The 17,045-nt window shown below is 62.1% G+C and carries 17 protein-coding genes and 1 tRNA gene; 7 read left to right on the plus strand and 11 right to left on the minus strand.

Features of this window, described 5'->3' with window-relative positions; all coding sequences use genetic code 11:
• Positions 1-72 precede the first annotated feature (72 nt).
• Positions 73-1,290 carry an MFS transporter gene (locus tag CGA21_RS09230; RefSeq protein WP_188264052.1) on the plus strand — a complete coding sequence of 406 codons (1,218 nt, stop codon included), beginning with the start codon at positions 73-75 and terminating at the stop codon, positions 1,288-1,290.
• On the opposite strand, the gene CGA21_RS09235 is transcribed toward CGA21_RS09230, so the two are convergent.
• Positions 1,287-2,024: a DUF72 domain-containing protein gene (locus CGA21_RS09235; protein ID WP_188264053.1), complete on the minus strand. Its 738-nt coding sequence runs from the start codon at positions 2,022-2,024 to the stop codon at positions 1,287-1,289. The two genes, CGA21_RS09230 and CGA21_RS09235, sit on opposite strands and share 4 nt — an antisense overlap.
• 192 nt (positions 2,025-2,216) lie before the next feature.
• Here CGA21_RS09235 and CGA21_RS09240 point away from each other — a divergent pair, with 192 nt between their 5' ends.
• Complete coding sequence (locus CGA21_RS09240; RefSeq protein ID WP_188264054.1) at positions 2,217-2,867, plus strand: glycosyltransferase; 651 nt, start codon at positions 2,217-2,219, stop codon at positions 2,865-2,867.
• On the opposite strand, the gene CGA21_RS09245 is transcribed toward CGA21_RS09240, so the two are convergent.
• The 3 genes from CGA21_RS09245 to CGA21_RS09255 are packed head-to-tail and all read right to left on the minus strand — an operon-like array spanning position 2,853 to position 5,259.
• Complete coding sequence (locus CGA21_RS09245) at positions 2,853-3,467, minus strand: SAM-dependent methyltransferase (RefSeq protein ID WP_188264055.1); 615 nt, start codon at positions 3,465-3,467, stop codon at positions 2,853-2,855. The two genes, CGA21_RS09240 and CGA21_RS09245, sit on opposite strands and share 15 nt — an antisense overlap.
• A complete protein-coding gene (locus CGA21_RS09250) occupies positions 3,464-4,234 on the minus strand; it encodes a PIG-L deacetylase family protein (RefSeq protein WP_188264088.1) in 771 nt (256 codons plus the stop codon). The genes CGA21_RS09245 and CGA21_RS09250 overlap by 4 nt, the downstream gene beginning before the upstream one ends.
• Positions 4,231-5,259: an acyl-CoA dehydrogenase gene (locus CGA21_RS09255; protein ID WP_188264056.1), complete on the minus strand. Its 1,029-nt coding sequence runs from the start codon at positions 5,257-5,259 to the stop codon at positions 4,231-4,233. Before CGA21_RS09255 ends, CGA21_RS09250 begins: the two co-directional genes overlap by 4 nt.
• A 208-nt stretch (positions 5,260-5,467) precedes the next feature.
• On the opposite strand from CGA21_RS09255, the gene CGA21_RS09260 reads away from it, so the two are divergent.
• Positions 5,468-5,992, plus strand: a complete 525-nt coding sequence (locus CGA21_RS09260) for a cupin (RefSeq protein WP_188264057.1) — start codon at positions 5,468-5,470, stop codon at positions 5,990-5,992.
• Between the two features lie 82 nt (positions 5,993-6,074).
• Positions 6,075-6,230, plus strand: a complete 156-nt coding sequence (locus tag CGA21_RS09265) for a hypothetical protein (RefSeq protein ID WP_188264058.1) — start codon at positions 6,075-6,077, stop codon at positions 6,228-6,230.
• A gap of 12 nt (positions 6,231-6,242) precedes the next feature.
• Here the strand turns inward: CGA21_RS09265 and CGA21_RS09270 are convergent, their stop codons facing one another.
• From CGA21_RS09270 to CGA21_RS09300, 7 genes are all read right to left on the minus strand, one after another.
• Positions 6,243-7,187, minus strand: a complete 945-nt coding sequence (locus tag CGA21_RS09270) for a methyltransferase (protein WP_188264059.1) — start codon at positions 7,185-7,187, stop codon at positions 6,243-6,245.
• 17 nt (positions 7,188-7,204) lie between these two features.
• Positions 7,205-8,587, minus strand: a complete 1,383-nt coding sequence (locus CGA21_RS09275) for an iron-containing redox enzyme family protein (protein ID WP_188264060.1) — start codon at positions 8,585-8,587, stop codon at positions 7,205-7,207.
• Positions 8,588-8,635: 48 nt separating this feature from the next.
• Entirely contained in the window at positions 8,636-8,845 is a 210-nt protein-coding gene (locus tag CGA21_RS09280; RefSeq protein WP_188264061.1) for a hypothetical protein, read from the minus strand.
• A gap of 177 nt (positions 8,846-9,022) precedes the next feature.
• Positions 9,023-10,699, minus strand: a complete 1,677-nt coding sequence (locus CGA21_RS09285; protein ID WP_188264062.1) for an MFS transporter — start codon at positions 10,697-10,699, stop codon at positions 9,023-9,025.
• 327 nt (positions 10,700-11,026) lie between these two features.
• Positions 11,027-11,101, minus strand: a tRNA-Gln gene (locus tag CGA21_RS09290).
• 121 nt (positions 11,102-11,222) lie between these two features.
• Positions 11,223-12,221 carry a bile acid:sodium symporter family protein gene (locus CGA21_RS09295; protein WP_188264063.1) on the minus strand — a complete coding sequence of 333 codons (999 nt, stop codon included), beginning with the start codon at positions 12,219-12,221 and terminating at the stop codon, positions 11,223-11,225.
• 227 nt (positions 12,222-12,448) lie between these two features.
• Positions 12,449-12,841 (minus strand): GFA family protein, encoded by a 393-nt coding sequence (locus tag CGA21_RS09300; RefSeq protein ID WP_188264064.1) that lies wholly within the window; start codon positions 12,839-12,841, stop codon positions 12,449-12,451.
• 206 nt (positions 12,842-13,047) lie between these two features.
• Between CGA21_RS09300 and CGA21_RS09305 the strand changes: the two genes are divergently transcribed.
• The 3 genes from CGA21_RS09305 to CGA21_RS09315 are packed head-to-tail and all read left to right on the plus strand — an operon-like array spanning position 13,048 to position 16,987.
• Positions 13,048-14,421: a glutamine synthetase family protein gene (locus CGA21_RS09305; RefSeq protein ID WP_020796416.1), complete on the plus strand. Its 1,374-nt coding sequence runs from the start codon at positions 13,048-13,050 to the stop codon at positions 14,419-14,421.
• A gap of 7 nt (positions 14,422-14,428) precedes the next feature.
• Positions 14,429-15,820 carry an aldehyde dehydrogenase family protein gene (locus CGA21_RS09310; RefSeq protein ID WP_188264065.1) on the plus strand — a complete coding sequence of 464 codons (1,392 nt, stop codon included), beginning with the start codon at positions 14,429-14,431 and terminating at the stop codon, positions 15,818-15,820.
• A 3-nt stretch (positions 15,821-15,823) separates the two neighbouring features.
• The gene (locus CGA21_RS09315; protein WP_020796418.1) at positions 15,824-16,987 is read left to right on the plus strand and encodes an iron-containing alcohol dehydrogenase; all 1,164 of its coding nucleotides are present in this window, start codon (positions 15,824-15,826) and stop codon (positions 16,985-16,987) included.
• Positions 16,988-17,045 lie beyond the last annotated feature (58 nt).

A 17,045-nucleotide genomic window follows, 5' to 3' on the forward strand; every position in this document is an offset into this window, starting at 1 on the left:
CGAACCCTGAAATGGGCAGCGCTTTTGTGCCTGGCACCGAGCCCCGTCTTACGTTTTTTCTGGAAGGATCCCATGTCCATCAGTACCACTACTTCCCCCACGGCCACAGCTTCAGTGGCCAGCCAGGCCAGCCCGTTGGTGATGCGCGTCATCGGTGCCTGTGCCCTCGCGCACTTGATCAACGACCTGATCCAGGCCGTGCTGCCGTCGATCTACCCGATGCTCAAGGCCACGTATGGCCTGACGTTCACCCAGGTCGGCCTGATCACCCTGACTTTTCAACTGACCGCCTCGCTGCTGCAACCCTGGGTCGGTTACTACACCGATCGCCACCCCAAGCCGTGGCTGTTGCCGGCCGGTATGGTCTGCACCCTGATCGGCATCCTGATGCTGGCAATGGTCGGCAGCTTCGGGGCGATTCTCGTGGCCTCGGCGCTGGTGGGCATTGGCTCGTCGACCTTTCACCCAGAGACTTCCCGCGTCGCGCGCCTGGCCTCGGGTGGTCGCTACGGCCTGGCCCAGTCGACCTTCCAGGTCGGGGGTAACGTCGGCAGCGCTTTTGGTCCGCTGCTGGCAGCGGCCATCGTCATCCCTTATGGCCAGGGCAACGTCGCCTGGTTCGGGCTGTTCGCGGTATTCGCCATCCTCGTGCAATACGGGCTGAGCCGCTGGTACCGCCACCATCTGAACCTGTTCAAGCTCAAGCAGGGCACCAAGGCAACCCATGGCTTGTCGAGGCAACGGGTGAGTTTTGCCCTGGTGGTCCTGGCATTGCTGGTGTTCTCCAAGTACTTCTACATGGCCAGCTTCACCAGCTACTTCACGTTCTACCTGATCGAGAAGTTCGACCTGTCGGTGGCCAGCTCGCAACTGTACCTGTTCCTGTTTCTCGGCGCCGTGGCAGCCGGCACCTTCTTCGGTGGGCCGATCGGTGACCGGATCGGGCGCAAGCAAGTGATCTGGTTCTCGATCCTCGGAGCGGCGCCCTTCACCCTCGCCCTGCCCCACGTCGACCTGTTCTGGACCGGCGTGCTGAGCATGATCATCGGCTTCATCCTCGCCTCGGCCTTCTCGGCCATCGTGGTCTTCGCCCAGGAACTGGTGCCCGGCAACGTCGGCATGATCGCCGGGGTATTCTTCGGCCTGATGTTCGGTTTTGGCGGCATCGGCGCCGCGCTACTCGGGCACCTGGCGGATATCCACGGCATCGAATACGTGTATACGCTGTGTTCGTTCCTGCCGCTGCTGGGCATCCTGACGATCCTGTTGCCGTCCACCAAAGGGGTTTAGTGCGGATCCAGACATTGCGCCAACGTCAAGGCATTGCCCAGTGCCGCGCCGCTGGCGGTGTTGTCGAAGATGCACCAGGCTGATTGTCCTTCGGCAGTGGCTGTTTTCAGCTCGACCGCCAGGCGTTCCAGGCGTGGCAATTCATAAGGGCTGTAGTAGATGCGCGGCGATCCATGCAGGCGCCAGTATTTGAGCCCCGGCCATCCCCGTGGCGTCGAGTCAGTGCTGATACGCGAAGGGTCCACCGCGGCCTGTGCAATCTGATAGCGCACCAACAATGCCTCGGCACCGGTCCAGGACTCGTGTCGGGGCTCGAACACCACAGGTCCTGGAAAACACCGCCTGAGGCTGATGAAAAATGCTTCGGCGACCGACTCGTCAAACGCCAGCGACGGCGGTAGCTGCACCAGCAGGCAGCCCAGGCGATCGCCCAGGCCGGAGCATTGCAGCACGAACTCATCGAGCGCCTGATCACAGGCCTGCAGGCGCTGCACATGGCTGATCAGCTTGGGCACCTTGACACTGAAACGAAAGCCGACCGGCGTGCTGGCCGCCCAGCGCTGGTAGGTTTGCTGGCGATGCGGGCGATAGAACGAGCTGTTGATCTCGGCGCAGTTCAGTCGCGCCGCATAGCGCTGCAAGTGGGTACCTTCAGCCGTAAAGGCCGCTGAATGTTCCCTGCCCAGGCTCCAGCCGGCACACCCGGTGAAAATCGTCCGTTCGTTCACGCCCATTGCCTCTACCAGTGCTTATGACTAAGGGCGCAGCGCAGATGCGGCGGTTCATTCTTTCATCGGCGGCACCTGATCGATGGTTGCCCGCCATGGATGATTCCCTTTGTGCGCAAACAGTTGCAACCAATGGCCATTGATCCCGGTCGACATCGAAAAGCCAGGTTACAGTGAACGTCCCATGGAGAGCTGCAGATGATAGGAGTGATTGTCCCGGTGCATAACGAGGAACAGCGCCTTGAGGAATGCATCGAGTCGCTGCTGGCGGCGGCCTTTCACCAGGATCTGGACCGTGAAGAAGTCAGGATCCTGATCGTCCTGGATGACTGCACGGACACTTCCATGGACATTGCCCAGGCCTACGACGTATGGACGTTGAGCTGCACTCACCGCAACGTCGGAAAAACCCGTGCGCAAGGCGCCGAACACCTGCTGGCGGCGGATGCACGCTGGCTGGCCTTCACCGACGCCGACAGCGTCGTGCCCGATTCCTGGCTGGTTGAGCAGATCAGGTTCAACGCCGATGCGGTCTGCGGCCTGGTCAAGGTCAACGACTGGTCTGAACATTCGGAGGGAGTGCGCGAGCGCTATCACGCCAATTACCGTCCCGTTGAGGGCCATCGGCATATCCATGGGGCCAACCTCGGCGTCTCTTCTGCGGCGTATCGCAAGGCGGGCGGATTCCAGGCCTTGCCCGCCCACGAAGACGTGCAACTGGTCGCCGACCTGGAACGCAGCGGCGCGCGCATCATGTGGACGGCCGGCAACCCGGTCACCACCAGCGCTCGCCAGCATTGCCGATGCCGGGAAGGCTTTGGCGACTACCTGAAGTCACTGGCCGGGTAACGACTGGCAGGTTTCGGCAAGGTCGATCGAGGTTGCTGTTCGGCTCCAGTATTCGAGCAGGAAATCCGCTTCCTCATGGCGCACCAGACGATGCAGATGCAGGCGTTCGCCAAGCGCCGCATGAACATCGTGACCGTCCTGCGAACACCCTTCGATCGGATGCAACCAGTGACAGGCCAGTACGCCGCCCGCCGGGCCGAGGCTGCGCAAGGTGTTTTCGATGACCTGGTGCCAGTCGTCCACATCGAGGAAATACCCCACTTCGCTGAGCACGATGAGATCAAAGTCACCGTCCGGCCATTGCCGGGGAATACCCGCCTGCTCGACGTGGACATGGTGCAGGCCACTCAAGCGCTGGCGCGCCAGCTCGACCGCCTTCGCGTTCAGGTCCTGGCACAGCAACGCGTCGCAGCGTCCGGCCAACTGTACGCTGAGTTCACCGTTGGCACAGGCTGGCTCGAACACACGTTGATAGCGCTGGCGCGGCAGGCTGGCCAGCGTCAGCTCGCGCTTGCGCTTTTCGTACCAGCGGGTCCGAAAGGACCAGGGGTCATCGCTGGCTCCGAACAGTTGCTCGAAGTAGTCGGGGGATACGCTCATAAAAACACCAGTTCAAAAGGCTGCAGCAATCGTTCGAGGGTTTCACCGCTCAACACCGCGGGTGTCTGACCGTCGCGGCTGACCTGCGACGCATGGGCCGCGATGGCCTGGCGCTTGCGCGCCAACACGTGTGGGGCCAGCAGGTATTTGTGCGCCCGCGCCCAAGGGACTCGGGCATCGTTGGGACGCGCCCAATGCCATGCCCAGACCGGTACTTCAATCAGGCAAGCCTGGTGGCGGGCTACCGCGCAGGCGGTCGCGCGGCCGGTCGCCTCATGATCGCAGTGTCCGTCCCGGCGCCAGGTGGTGATCACACGATCGCCCGGGCGAATCAATGCCGCCAGCCGCTCGACCAACCAAGCCTCCTGCGTTTCTACAGCGCTGTCGGGCAACGCCAGGCGTTGCCAGTCCAGCGCATCGACATCGAGCCCCATGCGGGCGAGCGCGTGGGTACTTTCCATCGGGCGCTGCCGTCGCAGGCGTGTCGGCGTCCAGTGCCGCGATTGCGGATGGCTGGCTTCGCCATCCGTGACCGCAATCATCAGGACGTCGGCCTCGTTGCCCCGCATCCCCGCCAGGATGCCGGCGCAACCGAGGACTTCATCATCAGGGTGCGGGGCGACGACGACCAGGCGCTGCCCCACAGGCACCAGTTGCCGATGAGTGATGGTTGGCACTTGCGCCAAACAGTCACTGGCCTGCCATTCGGCCAGCGTTGTCCCCGCACCCTGAATCAGGTTTTCTTGAGTAGCCGGCCCGGCGATCACAGCGCCCACCCATCGAGCGGCTGCGCGGCGACCTGCTGCCCAAGCTGCGCCAGGTCCTTTTCGGCATGGCTCTGGCGCAGGAAGACCGGCAGGTCGGCGGCGAGCCTGGCGAAATGACTGTCACGACACAATGGCGTGGCACCCAGCCCGCGCCCGACATGTGCAAGCACGCTGTCGACGGCCGCTTCTACCTGGGCACGCAGTCGGCAGACAGGAAGTTGCGCCGAGCGCCGGGGGTTTTCATCGATCCAGAGGGCCGTTTCCCGAAGCGCAGCCCGGGCGCAGCACAACGCCGCATCGACGGCCCCCAGATGCGCCTGGGCATGGGCGTCGCAGTACGGCTGCGTACAATGTTGGCGAAGGTAATCGGCAAGCGCACAAGCGGCGCCGTACCAACACGCGGCAATCCCGGCGCCACCGTGCCAGAAGCCGGGCCTGTCGACATATTGCCCAGGCAAACCGACACAACGGCCCAGCGCACCCTCGAACAGCACGTCGACGCTGGCCGTACGGCCCATGCCAACCGCTTGCCAGCCATCGTCGAGTCGCCTGATCGCCGGCTGCTGCAACGTGACCGCCACCAACTGCGGTTGCATCTGCTCATCCCATGCTGTCACCAGCGCCCGATCGAGTATCGCCGCACCAGAACACCAGGCCTTGCGGCCCTGCAAGTAAACGGTTCCGGCCTGACGGTCGACAATATTAAGCCGGGCAAAGGCCGGCTCGGCCGCCCAAGTGCCCCATGTGCCCGCAGCCGGTGGCGCGTCGGGCTCGAGCTCGGTCATGATTGCCAGCGCATCGGTATGACCTTCGAACAGTTTGGCCAGTGCCAGATCGCTGGCCGAGACGGCGGCCAGGGTGCGCCAGCGATCCAGGGTTCGGCCTTGCCCGGGCAGAGGCAGGTCGGTAAATCCATCGCTGACGAGCTGTTGCATCAGCGGTTGCAGTGCGGCGTCCGCGGAGCTTGTCGCAGGCCGACAGGCGAACCGTTGCAGCAGGCGTTCGAGGGTTAATGCGTTGCTCATGGCCCTTTCTCCCTGATCACGACTGAGTGCTCCTGATCTTCAGCGCTTGAAATTCAGCGTTTGAAGTTCTGAGCCAGGCCGCCTTCAGGAGTTCACTGCACCTGCACCTGCGGTTTTTTAGAACCACCCATACCCAGGCAATGTCACTCAACAATAGGTCCCTGCAATAGCCAGCCTTTAAAGCGCCGGGCAAAGACGGAGGTCACAGATGAACAGGTCGAAAGCGGATGCTCCCGCGCAACAAGTGATGTTCCAACGCAATGGCTGGGTGCCGAACAACCCTCGCCTACCGGTGCTGGTCTATCCCAAGGCCATCGCTGTCCAGGGCGACGATCCGGCGGCCCTGTTCGAACAGACCTTTAGCGCCAACGGCTGGCCACCACAATGGCGCTACGGCATTTATGACTTCCATCACTATCACACCGAAGGCCATGAAGTGCTTGGGATAGCCAGCGGCCATGCCCGCCTGATGTTGGGCGGACCTGGCGGCCAAGTGCTGCAGGTCAGTGCCGGGGATGTGCTGCTGTTGCCGGCGGGCACCGGGCATTGCAACCTCGATTGCAGCGACGACTTCCTGGTGGTCGGCGCCTATCCGCCGGGCCAGCATGCCGACATTTGCCGCGAAGCGCCGAGCGCTGCGCAGCTGCAAGACATCGACGCGCTGCCGTTCCCCGACCAGGATCCGGTGCAGGGTGCACACGGTGCGGTGAGCGAGTATTGGTGCAAAGGCTGACTTGCGGCAGGCATGGCCAGTGAAAATCTCGAACTCGTAGCGAAGGCCCCGATCCAATGAGTACACACTGGAGGCCAGCATCATGAACAACGATGACCGCATCACCCCTGCCGACACCCCGCCCACCGAAGAGGATGACGCCCTTGCGCCCCCTCCCCCCGAAACCACCGAGGAGGAAGCCGAGGACCTCAGACGCAAAGTTGCCGAGATCGAACGCAAGGTAGCGGATGGCAATTGAACCGACGGTGCATCAACAGCGCCGGGTCACGGTCAACGCCACCACGGCAATGCGCTCCACCCGTTCATAGCCGGGCTTGAGCAGTTCCTCGCCGAACACGTCAGGGTCCAGCTCTCGATAGGTCCAGCTGAACTTGTCGTCGCCCAGTAGCGGCTGGATGGATTCGAGAAAAAGATCCATCCCGGCCACCATCGCCACTCCTGTATACAGCAGCAGGCTGCCGGCTTTGTCCAGGCGCGGCAGCGATTCACGCACGATGCGTACCGACAAGGCTTCCCCCAGCGCCCCACCGCCATGACGATACGCCCGTTGCTGGCTGTCGTTCATGTAGGGCGGGTTGGCGATGATCAGGTCGAACAGCCCTTCGACACTGCCCAGCACGTCGCTGTGGTAAGCGCTCACATTGCTGGTTTGGGCCAGCTCGGCATTCACCGCCGACAAGCGCAACGCCCGTGGATTGATATCCACCGCCAGCACGTCGGCGTCCGGGCGGGCGCGGGCGACGACCAGCGCTCCGATGCCGCTTCCGCAACCAATGTCCACCGCGCGCCGTACGGGCTCGGAGCGCTGCTGCAGATGCGCTTCGATCAATTGCGCGAAGCGGTAGCTGTCGGGCCCGAAAAACACCGCATCGCTCTGCGTCGTCGGGTACGCCGAGTGGGCAATCAAAAAGGACCCAAGGCTTGACCAACGTACCGTGCTACGCCACAGCGAGCCCTCTTTTTCGACGATGGCCGCCTGCTCCAGGTCAGCCAGTTCCTGCGCTGGAAACAGCGTGTGCTCGAAAGGCATCGACCAGCCGAACACGTCACGCCGGTCCGTGGCCAAGGGCGGTGCAAAGCGTTGGCATACGCGCTCATGGGTCAAGGGCGTCGGGGTGATGAAACGGTAGTCCTGGGCAGCCAGGCGCTTGCCGAGCTCCAGCAAAGTACGATCGGCAATCTGTTGTTCTGACATGCATGACACTCCTGGAATCAGCGCAAACGGGCCACGCATTCAATGAAACGGCGGGTTGCGTAGAGCCCGGCGGGACGACAATGGCGCTGTGCAGAGAGCCAAGGAATCAGCAGTTGCAATTGCTGTCGCGGTGACTGGCCGTGCAGCGCCTCTTGCAAGGCCTTGAGCTCGGTATCGTTCGCCCAGGCGTCATCGGCGAAGGCATCATCGGACGGCACCCGGCGTATCGCCCGTTGCTGTTGCGGCGCTTGCCAGTCACCGGCGATCCAGTCGTGCAGCAGCTGTTTTTCGTAGCCACTGAACACGCCGAACATGGCCGCCGTGTCGCCCTCGATCAATTGCCAGAAGCGGCTTTCCCCGGGTGGGCCATGCCGTTTTATCCAGCCCTTGCGTTGCAGGGCCCCGAGAAAATCTTCGGTCTGGCCAGGGGTTGCCAGCCATTGATTGACGGTCTGGCCTTCGATCTGGCAGTAATCGGAATGCATGTGCTGTCCATAGGTGCGTTTGCGCTCGAGCATGGCAATCACTTCCTGCTGCAGATCGAAACCTGCAATCACCGCCGTCGAGCCCGGCCCCAGGTCATTGAGTCGATAGCCGACGGCAACGCGCCGATAGAACTCGTCCCGCCCCTGCTCCATGGGCATCAGGTCGAGCAGCGCTTCAATAGCCTTGCGCCCGTGACCGCTGCTGATGTTGTCGATGGTGACGTGCAGGGTGAAATAGTACGGATCGATCCCCAGCTCACGCAGTTCATAGGCACTGATCAGCAAGTGCAGCGGCAGTTGTTCGTAGCCGAGGTTGTAGCCGATCACCTCCGGCATGAACATCGCGCTGCACTGCCCCAGTGCCAGCTGGATTGCGCCTTGGCGAAAATGTTCGTCGAGCAGCCCCTGCCTGTCGCCACAGTCGTGGGCGGCTAGCAGCTTGCGATAGATGACTACGTGATTCTGCCGCGCATCGCCATTGCCCAATTCTTCCAGATAGGTGCTCAGCAGCCCGTCATAGCGCATGTCCTGCCAATGCTCCAGCACCCCGGCCAGCCATGCACCGTCGACTTCCTTGGTCGGGGCAACACGTTGCAGGAAATACAGGGCATGGGCTTTGCTCGAGAAATACCGACGCGCCTCACCCTGCTTGCGCGCCTCGAGATAGAGGGCATAGTCACGCGCCACATCGGCACAATGTTGTTCCGTCCATGACGACAACTGGCCTGGCTCTTCAGGCAGATCACAGGGGAGTTCGGCGGCGAGGGCCAGTTGCTCGCGCAGGAACTGTTCGCCCCGCGTGGCTGCTTGCGGGTCGTTGCTGTACAGCAAACCATAGAGTTCACGGTAAGGGCCATCGACGCCGGCATCCGAAAGCGCCGAAGGCGAACCCGACAAGGGCGTGAATAGTGTCATTGGCTGTTCTCCTGGGCAGTGCATCGGGCTATCGCCGGGCGCCTGCGTTTATCGCCTGTCGTCGGACAAAGGTGTTTGTTCATCTGCCTCGGGAAGTTTCCTGTCGCGCTCATTCCAATCCTGCGCGCCCTCGTCTTCATCGAGGTCGGGCTGGGTCAGGGGATCGTATTTGCCCGGATCGTCCGACGCGGGTTCTACAGCACCCTGCGTCTTGTCCGGGTCTTGCCCTTTATCCTGGAAGATCGTTTCGCTGGACATGTTTCACCTCACCACGTAGTTCCGGGTTTTCCGGGCCGTACTGGTTTGAAGGTGTCGAGGGGAAAGTGTGCGTTCGAATAGACGAGCGGCATGTGCGGTGAGGAAGGAAAAAGTATTCGCGGATCTGAAAAGAAGCGGCATCGCCCTTTCCCGTGCGGGAAAGGGCGAGTGCAGGTTTCAGGTGTGATGAATCTCCCGATCCTTGGTTTCCGGCAGGAAGAACGTACCCAGGACCGCCGTCATCACTGCGATGACGATGGGGTACCACAGCCCGTAGTAGATATCGCCGGTGGCCGCGACCATGGCGAAGGCCACGGTCGGCAGGAACCCGCCGAACCAGCCGTTGCCGATGTGGTAAGGCAGCGACATCGAGGTGTAGCGAATGCGCGCCGGGAAGAGTTCCACCAGCCAGGCGGCGATCGGGCCGTAGACCATGGTTACGTAGATCACCAGGATGGTCAGCAGCAAAAGCACCATCGGGTAGTTGGTCTTGGCCGGATCGGCCTTTTCGGGGTAGCCGGCGTCCTTGAGGGCGGTGCCGAGGGTCGCGACGAAAGCGTCGTTGCGGGTCTTGAAGTCGGCAGCCGGCATGCCGGTGCCTTCGAAGCTTGGGATCACTTTGTCGCCGATGCGCACCTGCGCGACGGTGCCCGGTTCGGCCTTCTCGTTCTTGTAGGGAATGGCCCTTTTTGCCAGCAAGGTCTTGGCCAAGTCGCAGGAGCTGGTGAATTTGGCCTTGCCCACCGGGTCGAACTGGAACGAACACTGGTCGGGATCGGCGACCACCGTGACCGGGTTCTTCTCCTGCGCAACGAACACGTCGGGGTTACCGTACTGGGTCAACGCATGGAAGATCGGGAAGTAGGTCACCGCTGCGAGGATACAGCCGGCCATGATGATGCCCTTGCGACCGATGCGGTCAGACAGGCTGCCGAAAATGACGAAAAATGGCGTGCCGATCAACAGCGAACCGGCAATCAGCAGGTTGGCCGTCTGCGCGTCGATCTTGAGCGTTTGCAGCAGGAAGAACAACGCGTAGAACTGCCCGGTGTACCAGACGACGGCCTGGCCGGCGGTACCGCCGAGCAACGCCATGATCACTATCTTGAGGTTCTCCCAGCGGGCGAACGATTCAGTCAGCGGCGCCTTGGAGGACTTGCCTTCGGCCTTCATCTTCAGGAACACCGGCGACTCGCTGAGCTGCAAGCGGATGTAGACCGAGATGATCAACAGCAGGATCGACAGCAGGAAGGGAATCCGCCAGCCCCAGGCTTCGAACGCCTCGGTGCCCAGGACGGTGCGGCAGGCGAGAATGACCAGCAACGACAGGAACAGGCCAAGGGTGGCGGTGGTCTGGATCCACGAGGTGAAATAACCGCGCCTGCCTTTGGGTGCATGTTCGGCCACGTAAGTCGCTGCACCGCCATATTCGCCACCCAGGGCCAGGCCTTGCAACAGGCGCAGGGTGATCAGGATGATCGGCGCCGCCACGCCAATGGTCGCGTAACCGGGCAAAAAGCCCACGACGGCGGTAGAGATACCCATGATCACAATAGTGATCAGGAAGGTGTGCTTGCGCCCGATCATGTCGCCCAGACGGCCGAACACGATGGCGCCGAAGGGGCGTACGGCGAAGCCTGCGGCGAACGCGAGCAAGGCAAAAATGAAGGACGTTGTCTCGTTGACGCCAGCGAAGAAGTGCTTGGCGATAATCGCGGCGAGAGAGCCGTAGAGATAGAAGTCGTACCATTCGAACACGGTGCCCAGGGACGAGGCGAAAATGACCTTGCGCTCCTCCTTGGTGATCCCGTGGTTGGGCGCGCTGCCCGTGGTTGTGTTGTCGATTGCGGCCATGAGTCTTCTCCGTCTTGCTCTTGTTATAGGCCGGAGTACCCCACTGTCTTGTTGCCGCACCCAGGCCCTAGGGCTGATGTCATCGGATTACGGATTGCGCAAAGCATGCACACAGGCTGACGGCCTCGCATCGCTGCAAGGTTTCTAGAAGCATAATCGGCTTCTTGCAGATATCCACTCGCCATCACGGGCAAACGGGAGCGAACGAGCTGTCGTGAGCCTGCGAAGGAGACACCGTGCAGTGGGAAGCTTTTGGATGCGGGCAGAGGATATTCAGAATGCAATCAGCCGCGCTCGTGCAATGCACGAGCGCGGCTGATCAGAAGATGGCAGGGGCGGCTGGATTCGAACCAACGCATGGCAGGATCAAAACCTGCTGCCTTACCGCTTGGCGACGCCCCTGTAGCTGCTACCTGGAGAGCCGTGGATGGCCCCCTGCAGGAATGGGCGGCAATTTATCAACTTTCTTGCCGCCTGGGAACCCCCCTGCATCATTATTTTATTTTAAAACAGCGACTTACCATCAAGGGTCGACCTGTGCCATCAATTCAGGCACCGATTCAGGGCGATTGGCGAACCGCTGGGCCAGCACCGCACAGACCATCAACTGAATCTGGTGGAACAGCATCAGCGGCAGGATCAACACGCCGATGGTGCTGCCGGCGAACAGCACCTGGGCCATCGGTACACCCGTGGCCAGACTTTTCTTCGAACCACAGAAGAGGATGGTGATGCGGTCTTGCTGGTTGAAACCCAAGGCCTTGCCCAGCACGGTGGACGCCAGCAACACCAACCCCAAAACCACACAACAGGCGACCACCAGCCCGGCCAGGTCGCGCAATGGAATCTGGTGCCAGATGCCTTCGATCACCGCTTCGCTGAAAGCGCCGTACACCACCAGCAGGATCGAGCCCTGATCGACAAATTTCAGCCAGCCCTTGTTGCGTGCGACCCAGGCGCCGATCCAGCGGCGAGCGATCTGCCCGGCAATGAACGGCAGCAACAACTGCACGCTGATCTTCACGATGGCGTCGAGGGTCGAGCCGCCCTCGCCGTGCACGTCTAGCAGCAAGGTCACCAGTAATGGCGTAAGAAAGATCCCGAACAGACTGGACGCTGCCGCACTGCAAATCGCCGCCGGAATGTTGCCTCGCGCCAACGAGGTAAAGGCAATCGCCGACTGCACCGTGGCCGGCAACGCGCAGAGGTAGAGCATGCCCATGTACAGGTCGGCGCCGATCATCGGCGACAGCACAGGCTTGAGCGCCAGGCCGAGCAGCGGGAACAGGACGAACGTCAGGCCAAAGACCAGCAAGTGCAAGCGCCAGTGGCCGGCGCCGGCAATGATCGACTCGCGGGACAGCTTTGCGCCGTGCAGGAAAAACAGCAGCGCGATAGCGCAATTGGTCAACCAGCCGAAGCCCACGGCCACCTGGCCACTGGCGGGCAGGAGGCTGGCGAGAAGGACCACGCCGATCAGGGTCAGGGTGAAGTTATCGGGCAAGAAACGGGGGCGGGTCATCGGGATCATCCAGGCGGCCGGGAACGTGCGACCACAATAGCGCGCGCCCTGATAGCCGGCTAACGCTAACAAGCCAGGAGATATCGCCTAACGGACAGGGCGACGCGCTGATCTTCTGTAGGAGCGAGCATGCTCGCGATGAACCTGAGAGCACCGCTGGGTGTCAGGTTGCCAGCGTTATCGTTGACGTTCATCGCGAGCATGCTCGCTCCTACAAGCCATATCATTTAGCCGTCACATCGGCCGGTGCCCTCTCGATCGTGCTTGTAGTGCCGTGCGAGCGGGAACGCCGGCAACCAGGACTCGCGCCGCACCGTCCAGCTTTCATAGGTTGGCTTCAACTGGTCAGGGGCATCGAGCGAGCCCAGGTTCACTTCGATTTCGTCGTCGCTGCGGGCAAACACCGACGAGCCACAGCGCGGACAGAAATAGCGCCCGGCGTAGTCGCGCGTTTCGCCCTCGATCATCACCGCGTCCTCAGGGAAGATCGCCGAGGCGTGAAAGAGCGCACCGTGGTGCTTGCGGCAGTCGAGGCAGTGACAGAGGCCGACCCGATAGGGCTGCCCCGACGCCACAATCCGCACATTGCCGCACAGGCAACCGCCAGTAAATCGCTGCATGCCGCACCTCCTCTTCAACAATTTGAAAGTCGATCGTAGAGGGTCACACACCCTGCGCAGCAAAAACTTGCGAAAAGCGACAGTAGGCTAAGCTTACGTCAGCTTATTGCCTACGATGCTCGCGGCGGCAGTTGTTGGTTTTATCTGGAGAGCGTCTGCAACAGCTATCTCAGACAGGCCCAAACAATTTGCGCAGGATTGCCGTGATGACCGAGCCGTTCCTCAGTTTTGACCAACTCAAGCGTGCTGCCGCCTCTGGCGAGATCGATACCGTACTGGTGTGCATGGTCGACATGCAGGGGCGCCTGGTTGGCAAGCGCTTCCAGGTCGAGTTTTTCATCGACAGCGGCCATGAAGAAACCCACTGCTGCAATTACCTGCTGGCCGACGACATCGACATGGAGCCGGTGCCCGGCTATGCCGCCGCCAGTTGGAGCAAAGGCTACGGCGATTTCGTGCTCAAGCCCGACATGCGCACCTTGCGCAAGGTGCCCTGGCTTGAGTGCACGGCGCTGGTCCTGTGTGACGTGCTGGACCATCACCATCGAGAGGACCTGCCCCACAGCCCGCGGGCGATCCTGAAAAAACAGGTCGAGCGCCTGCGTGAACGCGGCTACACCGGCATGTTTGCTTCCGAACTGGAGTTCTACCTGTTCGACGAGAGCTACGAGGCCATCCACAAGCGCAACTATCACAAGCCGAAAACCGCCGGGCACTACATAGAGGATTACAACATCCTGCAGACCACCCGCGAAGAGCCGGTGCTGCGGGCGATTCGCAAGCATCTGCAGGCCAGCGGCATTCCCGTGGAAAACTCCAAGGGTGAATGGGGCCCGGGCCAGGAAGAAATCAACATCCGTTACGCCGACGCGATGACCATGGCCGACCATCACGTCATCATCAAGCATGCGTGCAAGGAGATCGCTCAATTGCAGGGCAAGGCGATCACCTTCATGGCCAAGTGGCGCTATGACGCCGCCGGCTCCAGCAGCCACATCCACAACTCGCTGTGGGACAAGAACGCCAAGAAACCGCTGTTCTTCGATGCAAAGGCCGAGTTCGGCATGTCCAAGCTGATGCGTGCCTGGGTGGCCGGGCAGCTCAAGTATGCCAACGACATCACCTGCTTTCTTGCGCCCTACATCAATTCCTACAAGCGCTTCCAGGCCGGCACCTTCGCCCCTACCCGCGCGGTGTGGAGCCGGGACAATCGCACCGCGGGCTTTCGCTTGTGCGCCGAGGGCAGCAAATCGATCCGTATCGAATGTCGCATTGGCGGTGCCGATCTCAACCCTTACCTGGCCTTCGCCGCCTTGATCGCCGCGGGGCTGGCAGGCATCGATGAAAAGCTCGAGCTCGCCGCGCCCTTTGAGGGCGATGCCTACGTAGACGAGCATTTGCCCGAGGTTTCCAAGACCTTGCGTGAGGCGAGCGCCGCATTGCAGAAGTCGAGCATGTTGCGCGAGGCGTTCGGTGACGAGGTCATCGATCACTACGTACACACCGCCGAATGGGAACAGAAGGAGTACGACCGGCGGATTACCGATTGGGAACTGCAGCGCGGTTTCGAGCGCTATTGAGATTGCCATGACCAAGACGATTCAACTCATCTCCCCGGTCGATGGCCGGGTTTATGCTGAACGTCCCTGCGCCGATACCGGCCAGCTCTATCGGGCACTGGAGGCGGCGGCCGATGCCCAGGCGCAGTGGAAACGCCGGCCACTGAACGAACGCGCGGGCATTTGCAGCGCAGCAGTGGACGCAATGCTGGCCATGAAGGATGACATCGTCCCGGAACTGGCCTGGCAGATGGGTCGACCGGTGCGTTTCGGCTCCGGCGAACTGCGCGGTTTCGAAGAACGCGCACGGCACATGATCGCCATTGCGCCTGATGCGCTGGCAGCGGTGGAGCCCGTGCCTGTCGCGGGTTTCAAGCGCTATATCAAGCGCGAACCGCTGGGTACGGTGCTGGTGATTGCCCCGTGGAATTACCCTTACTTGACGGCAGTCAACTCGGTCATTCCGGCGCTGATGGCTGGCAACGGCGTCATCCTCAAACACGCTTCGCAAACCCTGCTGGTGGGTGAGCGTTTCGCTGAAGCTTTTCGTCGGGCGCATCTGCCTGAAGGGTTGTTCCAGAACCTGGTGCTTGAGCACGCCTCGACTGCGCTGGCCATTGTCTCCGGCGACATACAGCAGGTGAATTTCACCGGCTCGGTGGAGGCCGGCAAGATCGTCCAACAGGCGACACTCACAGGCTTCATCGGCACCGGCCTGGAGCTCGGCGGCAAGGACCCTGCCTACGTTCGGGCCGATGCCGACCTCGAACACGCGGTGGAAAACCTGGTGGACGGCAGCTTCTTCAACTCGGGACAAAGTTGTTGCGCCGTGGAGCGCATCTATGTCGATCAGGCAATCTATCCGGCCTTCATCCAGCGTTTCGCCGAATTGACCCGCCAGTACGTGCTGGGCAATCCATTGGACCCCGCCACCACCCTCGGACCGATGGTCAATCCACAAGCGGCCGATTTCGTGCGCGGGCAGATCGCCGAGGCATTGAGTGAGGGCGCCACGGCGCTGATCGACGCGCAAGCCTTCGCCGCCGATGTGCCCGGCAGCGCCTATCTGGCTCCACAAGTGCTGGTGGATGTGAACCATCGGATGTCGGTGATGCGCGATGAAAGCTTCGGGCCAGTGGTCGGCATCATGCCAGTTGCCGGCGACGACGAGGCCGTCGCCTTGATGAACGACAGTGAGTTCGGGCTCAGCGCGTCCATCTGGACCCGGGACCTGGCCGCCGCCGAACGCCTGGGCGAGCAGATCGAAACCGGCACCCTGTTCATGAATCGCTGCGACTACCTGGACCCGGCCCTGGCCTGGACAGGGGTCAAGAACAGTGGGCGCGGCGTGACCCTTTCCCGCTTGGGATACGAACACCTGACCCGCGCCAAATCCTTCCATCTGCGCCACGAGATCTGAGCCATGAGCCTGACTGGAAACTGGAACTACCCCACGAGCATCCGCTTCGGTGTCGGCCGCATCGCGGAACTGGCCGAGGTCTGTCGCAGCCAGGGGATCCAGCGCCCGCTGCTGGTCACCGACAGCGGTCTGGGGCGTGCGTCGATCACCACGGCTGCGCTGGACGCCTTGCGCGATGCAGGGCTGGGCGCCGCGCTGTTCTGCGACCTCAAGCCCAACCCGGTCGAAGCCAACCTGGCAGGCGGGCTCGACGCCTGGCGCGCGGGCAACCACGATGGCGTGGTGGCCTTTGGCGGAGGCAGCGGCCTGGACATGGGCAAGCTCATCGCCTTCATGAGTGGCCAGACCCGCCCGGTCTGGGATTTCGAAGACATCGGCGACTACTGGACCCGCGCCGATGAAAGCCGCATTGCCCCGGTCATCGCGGTGCCGACCACTGCGGGTACGGGCTCGGAAGTGGGCCGCGCGGCGGTGATTATCGACGATCGTACCCACACCAAGCGCATCATCTTCCACCCGAAAATGATGCCGCGCGTGGTCATCAGCGATCCCGCCCTGACCGTCGGCATGCCGGCCAAAGTCACCGCAGGCACAGGCATGGACGCCTTGGCGCACTGCCTGGAGTCGTACTGCGCCCCTGGTTTCCATCCCATGGCCGATGGCATTGCGGTCGAAGGCATGCGCCTGGTGAGCAATGCCCTGGTGCGCGCCGTCCACACCCCTTCGGACCTCGATGCACGCGGGCAAATGCTGGCGGCGGCAGCGATGGGCGCCACTGCATTCCAGAAAGGCCTGGGCGGGATGCACGCCCTCGCGCATCCGATCGGCGCCCTGTATGACACCCACCACGGCATGACCAACGCCACCCTGATGCCCTACGTGCTGAAGTTCAATCGTCCGGCCATCGAGGAACGCATCACACGCCTGGCGGCGTACCTGCACCTGCCCTCCCCGGGCTTCGACAGCTTCCTGGCCTTCGTCCTCAAATTGCGCAAGGACATCGCCGTGCCACATACGCTGTTCGAGCTGGGGGTGGACGACCAGCAAGCCGACCTGATCGCCGACATGGCGGTGGTCGACCCGTCGGCCGGCGGCAACCCGCTGCCCTTGACCCGGGCCGGTGTAGCGGAAATTTTCCAGGCGGCCCTCCACGGCCGCCTTCTGTAGGAGCGAGCACGCTCGCGATGGACCTCAACGATAACGCGGGGAACCTGACGCCCCGAGT

The sequence above is a fragment of the Pseudomonas sp. PSB11 genome, from assembly GCF_014596605.1.
Classification (GTDB): Bacteria; Pseudomonadota; Gammaproteobacteria; order Pseudomonadales; family Pseudomonadaceae; genus Aquipseudomonas; species Aquipseudomonas umsongensis.

Excerpts from the sequence above, each read along its gene's own strand:
- CGA21_RS09305 (WP_020796416.1), top strand. The coding sequence starts at position 13,048 with ATGACCGAGCCGTTCCTCAGTTTTGACCAACTCAAGCGTGCTGCCGCC.
- CGA21_RS09235 (WP_188264053.1), bottom strand. The coding sequence starts at position 2,024 with ATGGGCGTGAACGAACGGACGATTTTCACCGGGTGTGCCGGCTGGAGC.
- CGA21_RS09310 (WP_188264065.1), top strand. The coding sequence starts at position 14,429 with ATGACCAAGACGATTCAACTCATCTCCCCGGTCGATGGCCGGGTTTAT.
- CGA21_RS09270 (WP_188264059.1), bottom strand. The coding sequence starts at position 7,187 with ATGTCAGAACAACAGATTGCCGATCGTACTTTGCTGGAGCTCGGCAAG.
- CGA21_RS09245 (WP_188264055.1), bottom strand. The coding sequence starts at position 3,467 with ATGAGCGTATCCCCCGACTACTTCGAGCAACTGTTCGGAGCCAGCGAT.
- CGA21_RS09295 (WP_188264063.1), bottom strand. The coding sequence starts at position 12,221 with ATGACCCGCCCCCGTTTCTTGCCCGATAACTTCACCCTGACCCTGATC.
- CGA21_RS09285 (WP_188264062.1), bottom strand. The coding sequence starts at position 10,699 with ATGGCCGCAATCGACAACACAACCACGGGCAGCGCGCCCAACCACGGG.
- CGA21_RS09240 (WP_188264054.1), top strand. The coding sequence starts at position 2,217 with ATGATAGGAGTGATTGTCCCGGTGCATAACGAGGAACAGCGCCTTGAG.
- CGA21_RS09300 (WP_188264064.1), bottom strand. The coding sequence starts at position 12,841 with ATGCAGCGATTTACTGGCGGTTGCCTGTGCGGCAATGTGCGGATTGTG.
- CGA21_RS09280 (WP_188264061.1), bottom strand. The coding sequence starts at position 8,845 with ATGTCCAGCGAAACGATCTTCCAGGATAAAGGGCAAGACCCGGACAAG.
- CGA21_RS09315 (WP_020796418.1), top strand. The coding sequence starts at position 15,824 with ATGAGCCTGACTGGAAACTGGAACTACCCCACGAGCATCCGCTTCGGT.
- CGA21_RS09255 (WP_188264056.1), bottom strand. The coding sequence starts at position 5,259 with ATGAGCAACGCATTAACCCTCGAACGCCTGCTGCAACGGTTCGCCTGT.
- CGA21_RS09275 (WP_188264060.1), bottom strand. The coding sequence starts at position 8,587 with ATGACACTATTCACGCCCTTGTCGGGTTCGCCTTCGGCGCTTTCGGAT.
- CGA21_RS09265 (WP_188264058.1), top strand. The coding sequence starts at position 6,075 with ATGAACAACGATGACCGCATCACCCCTGCCGACACCCCGCCCACCGAA.
- CGA21_RS09230 (WP_188264052.1), top strand. The coding sequence starts at position 73 with ATGTCCATCAGTACCACTACTTCCCCCACGGCCACAGCTTCAGTGGCC.
- CGA21_RS09260 (WP_188264057.1), top strand. The coding sequence starts at position 5,468 with ATGAACAGGTCGAAAGCGGATGCTCCCGCGCAACAAGTGATGTTCCAA.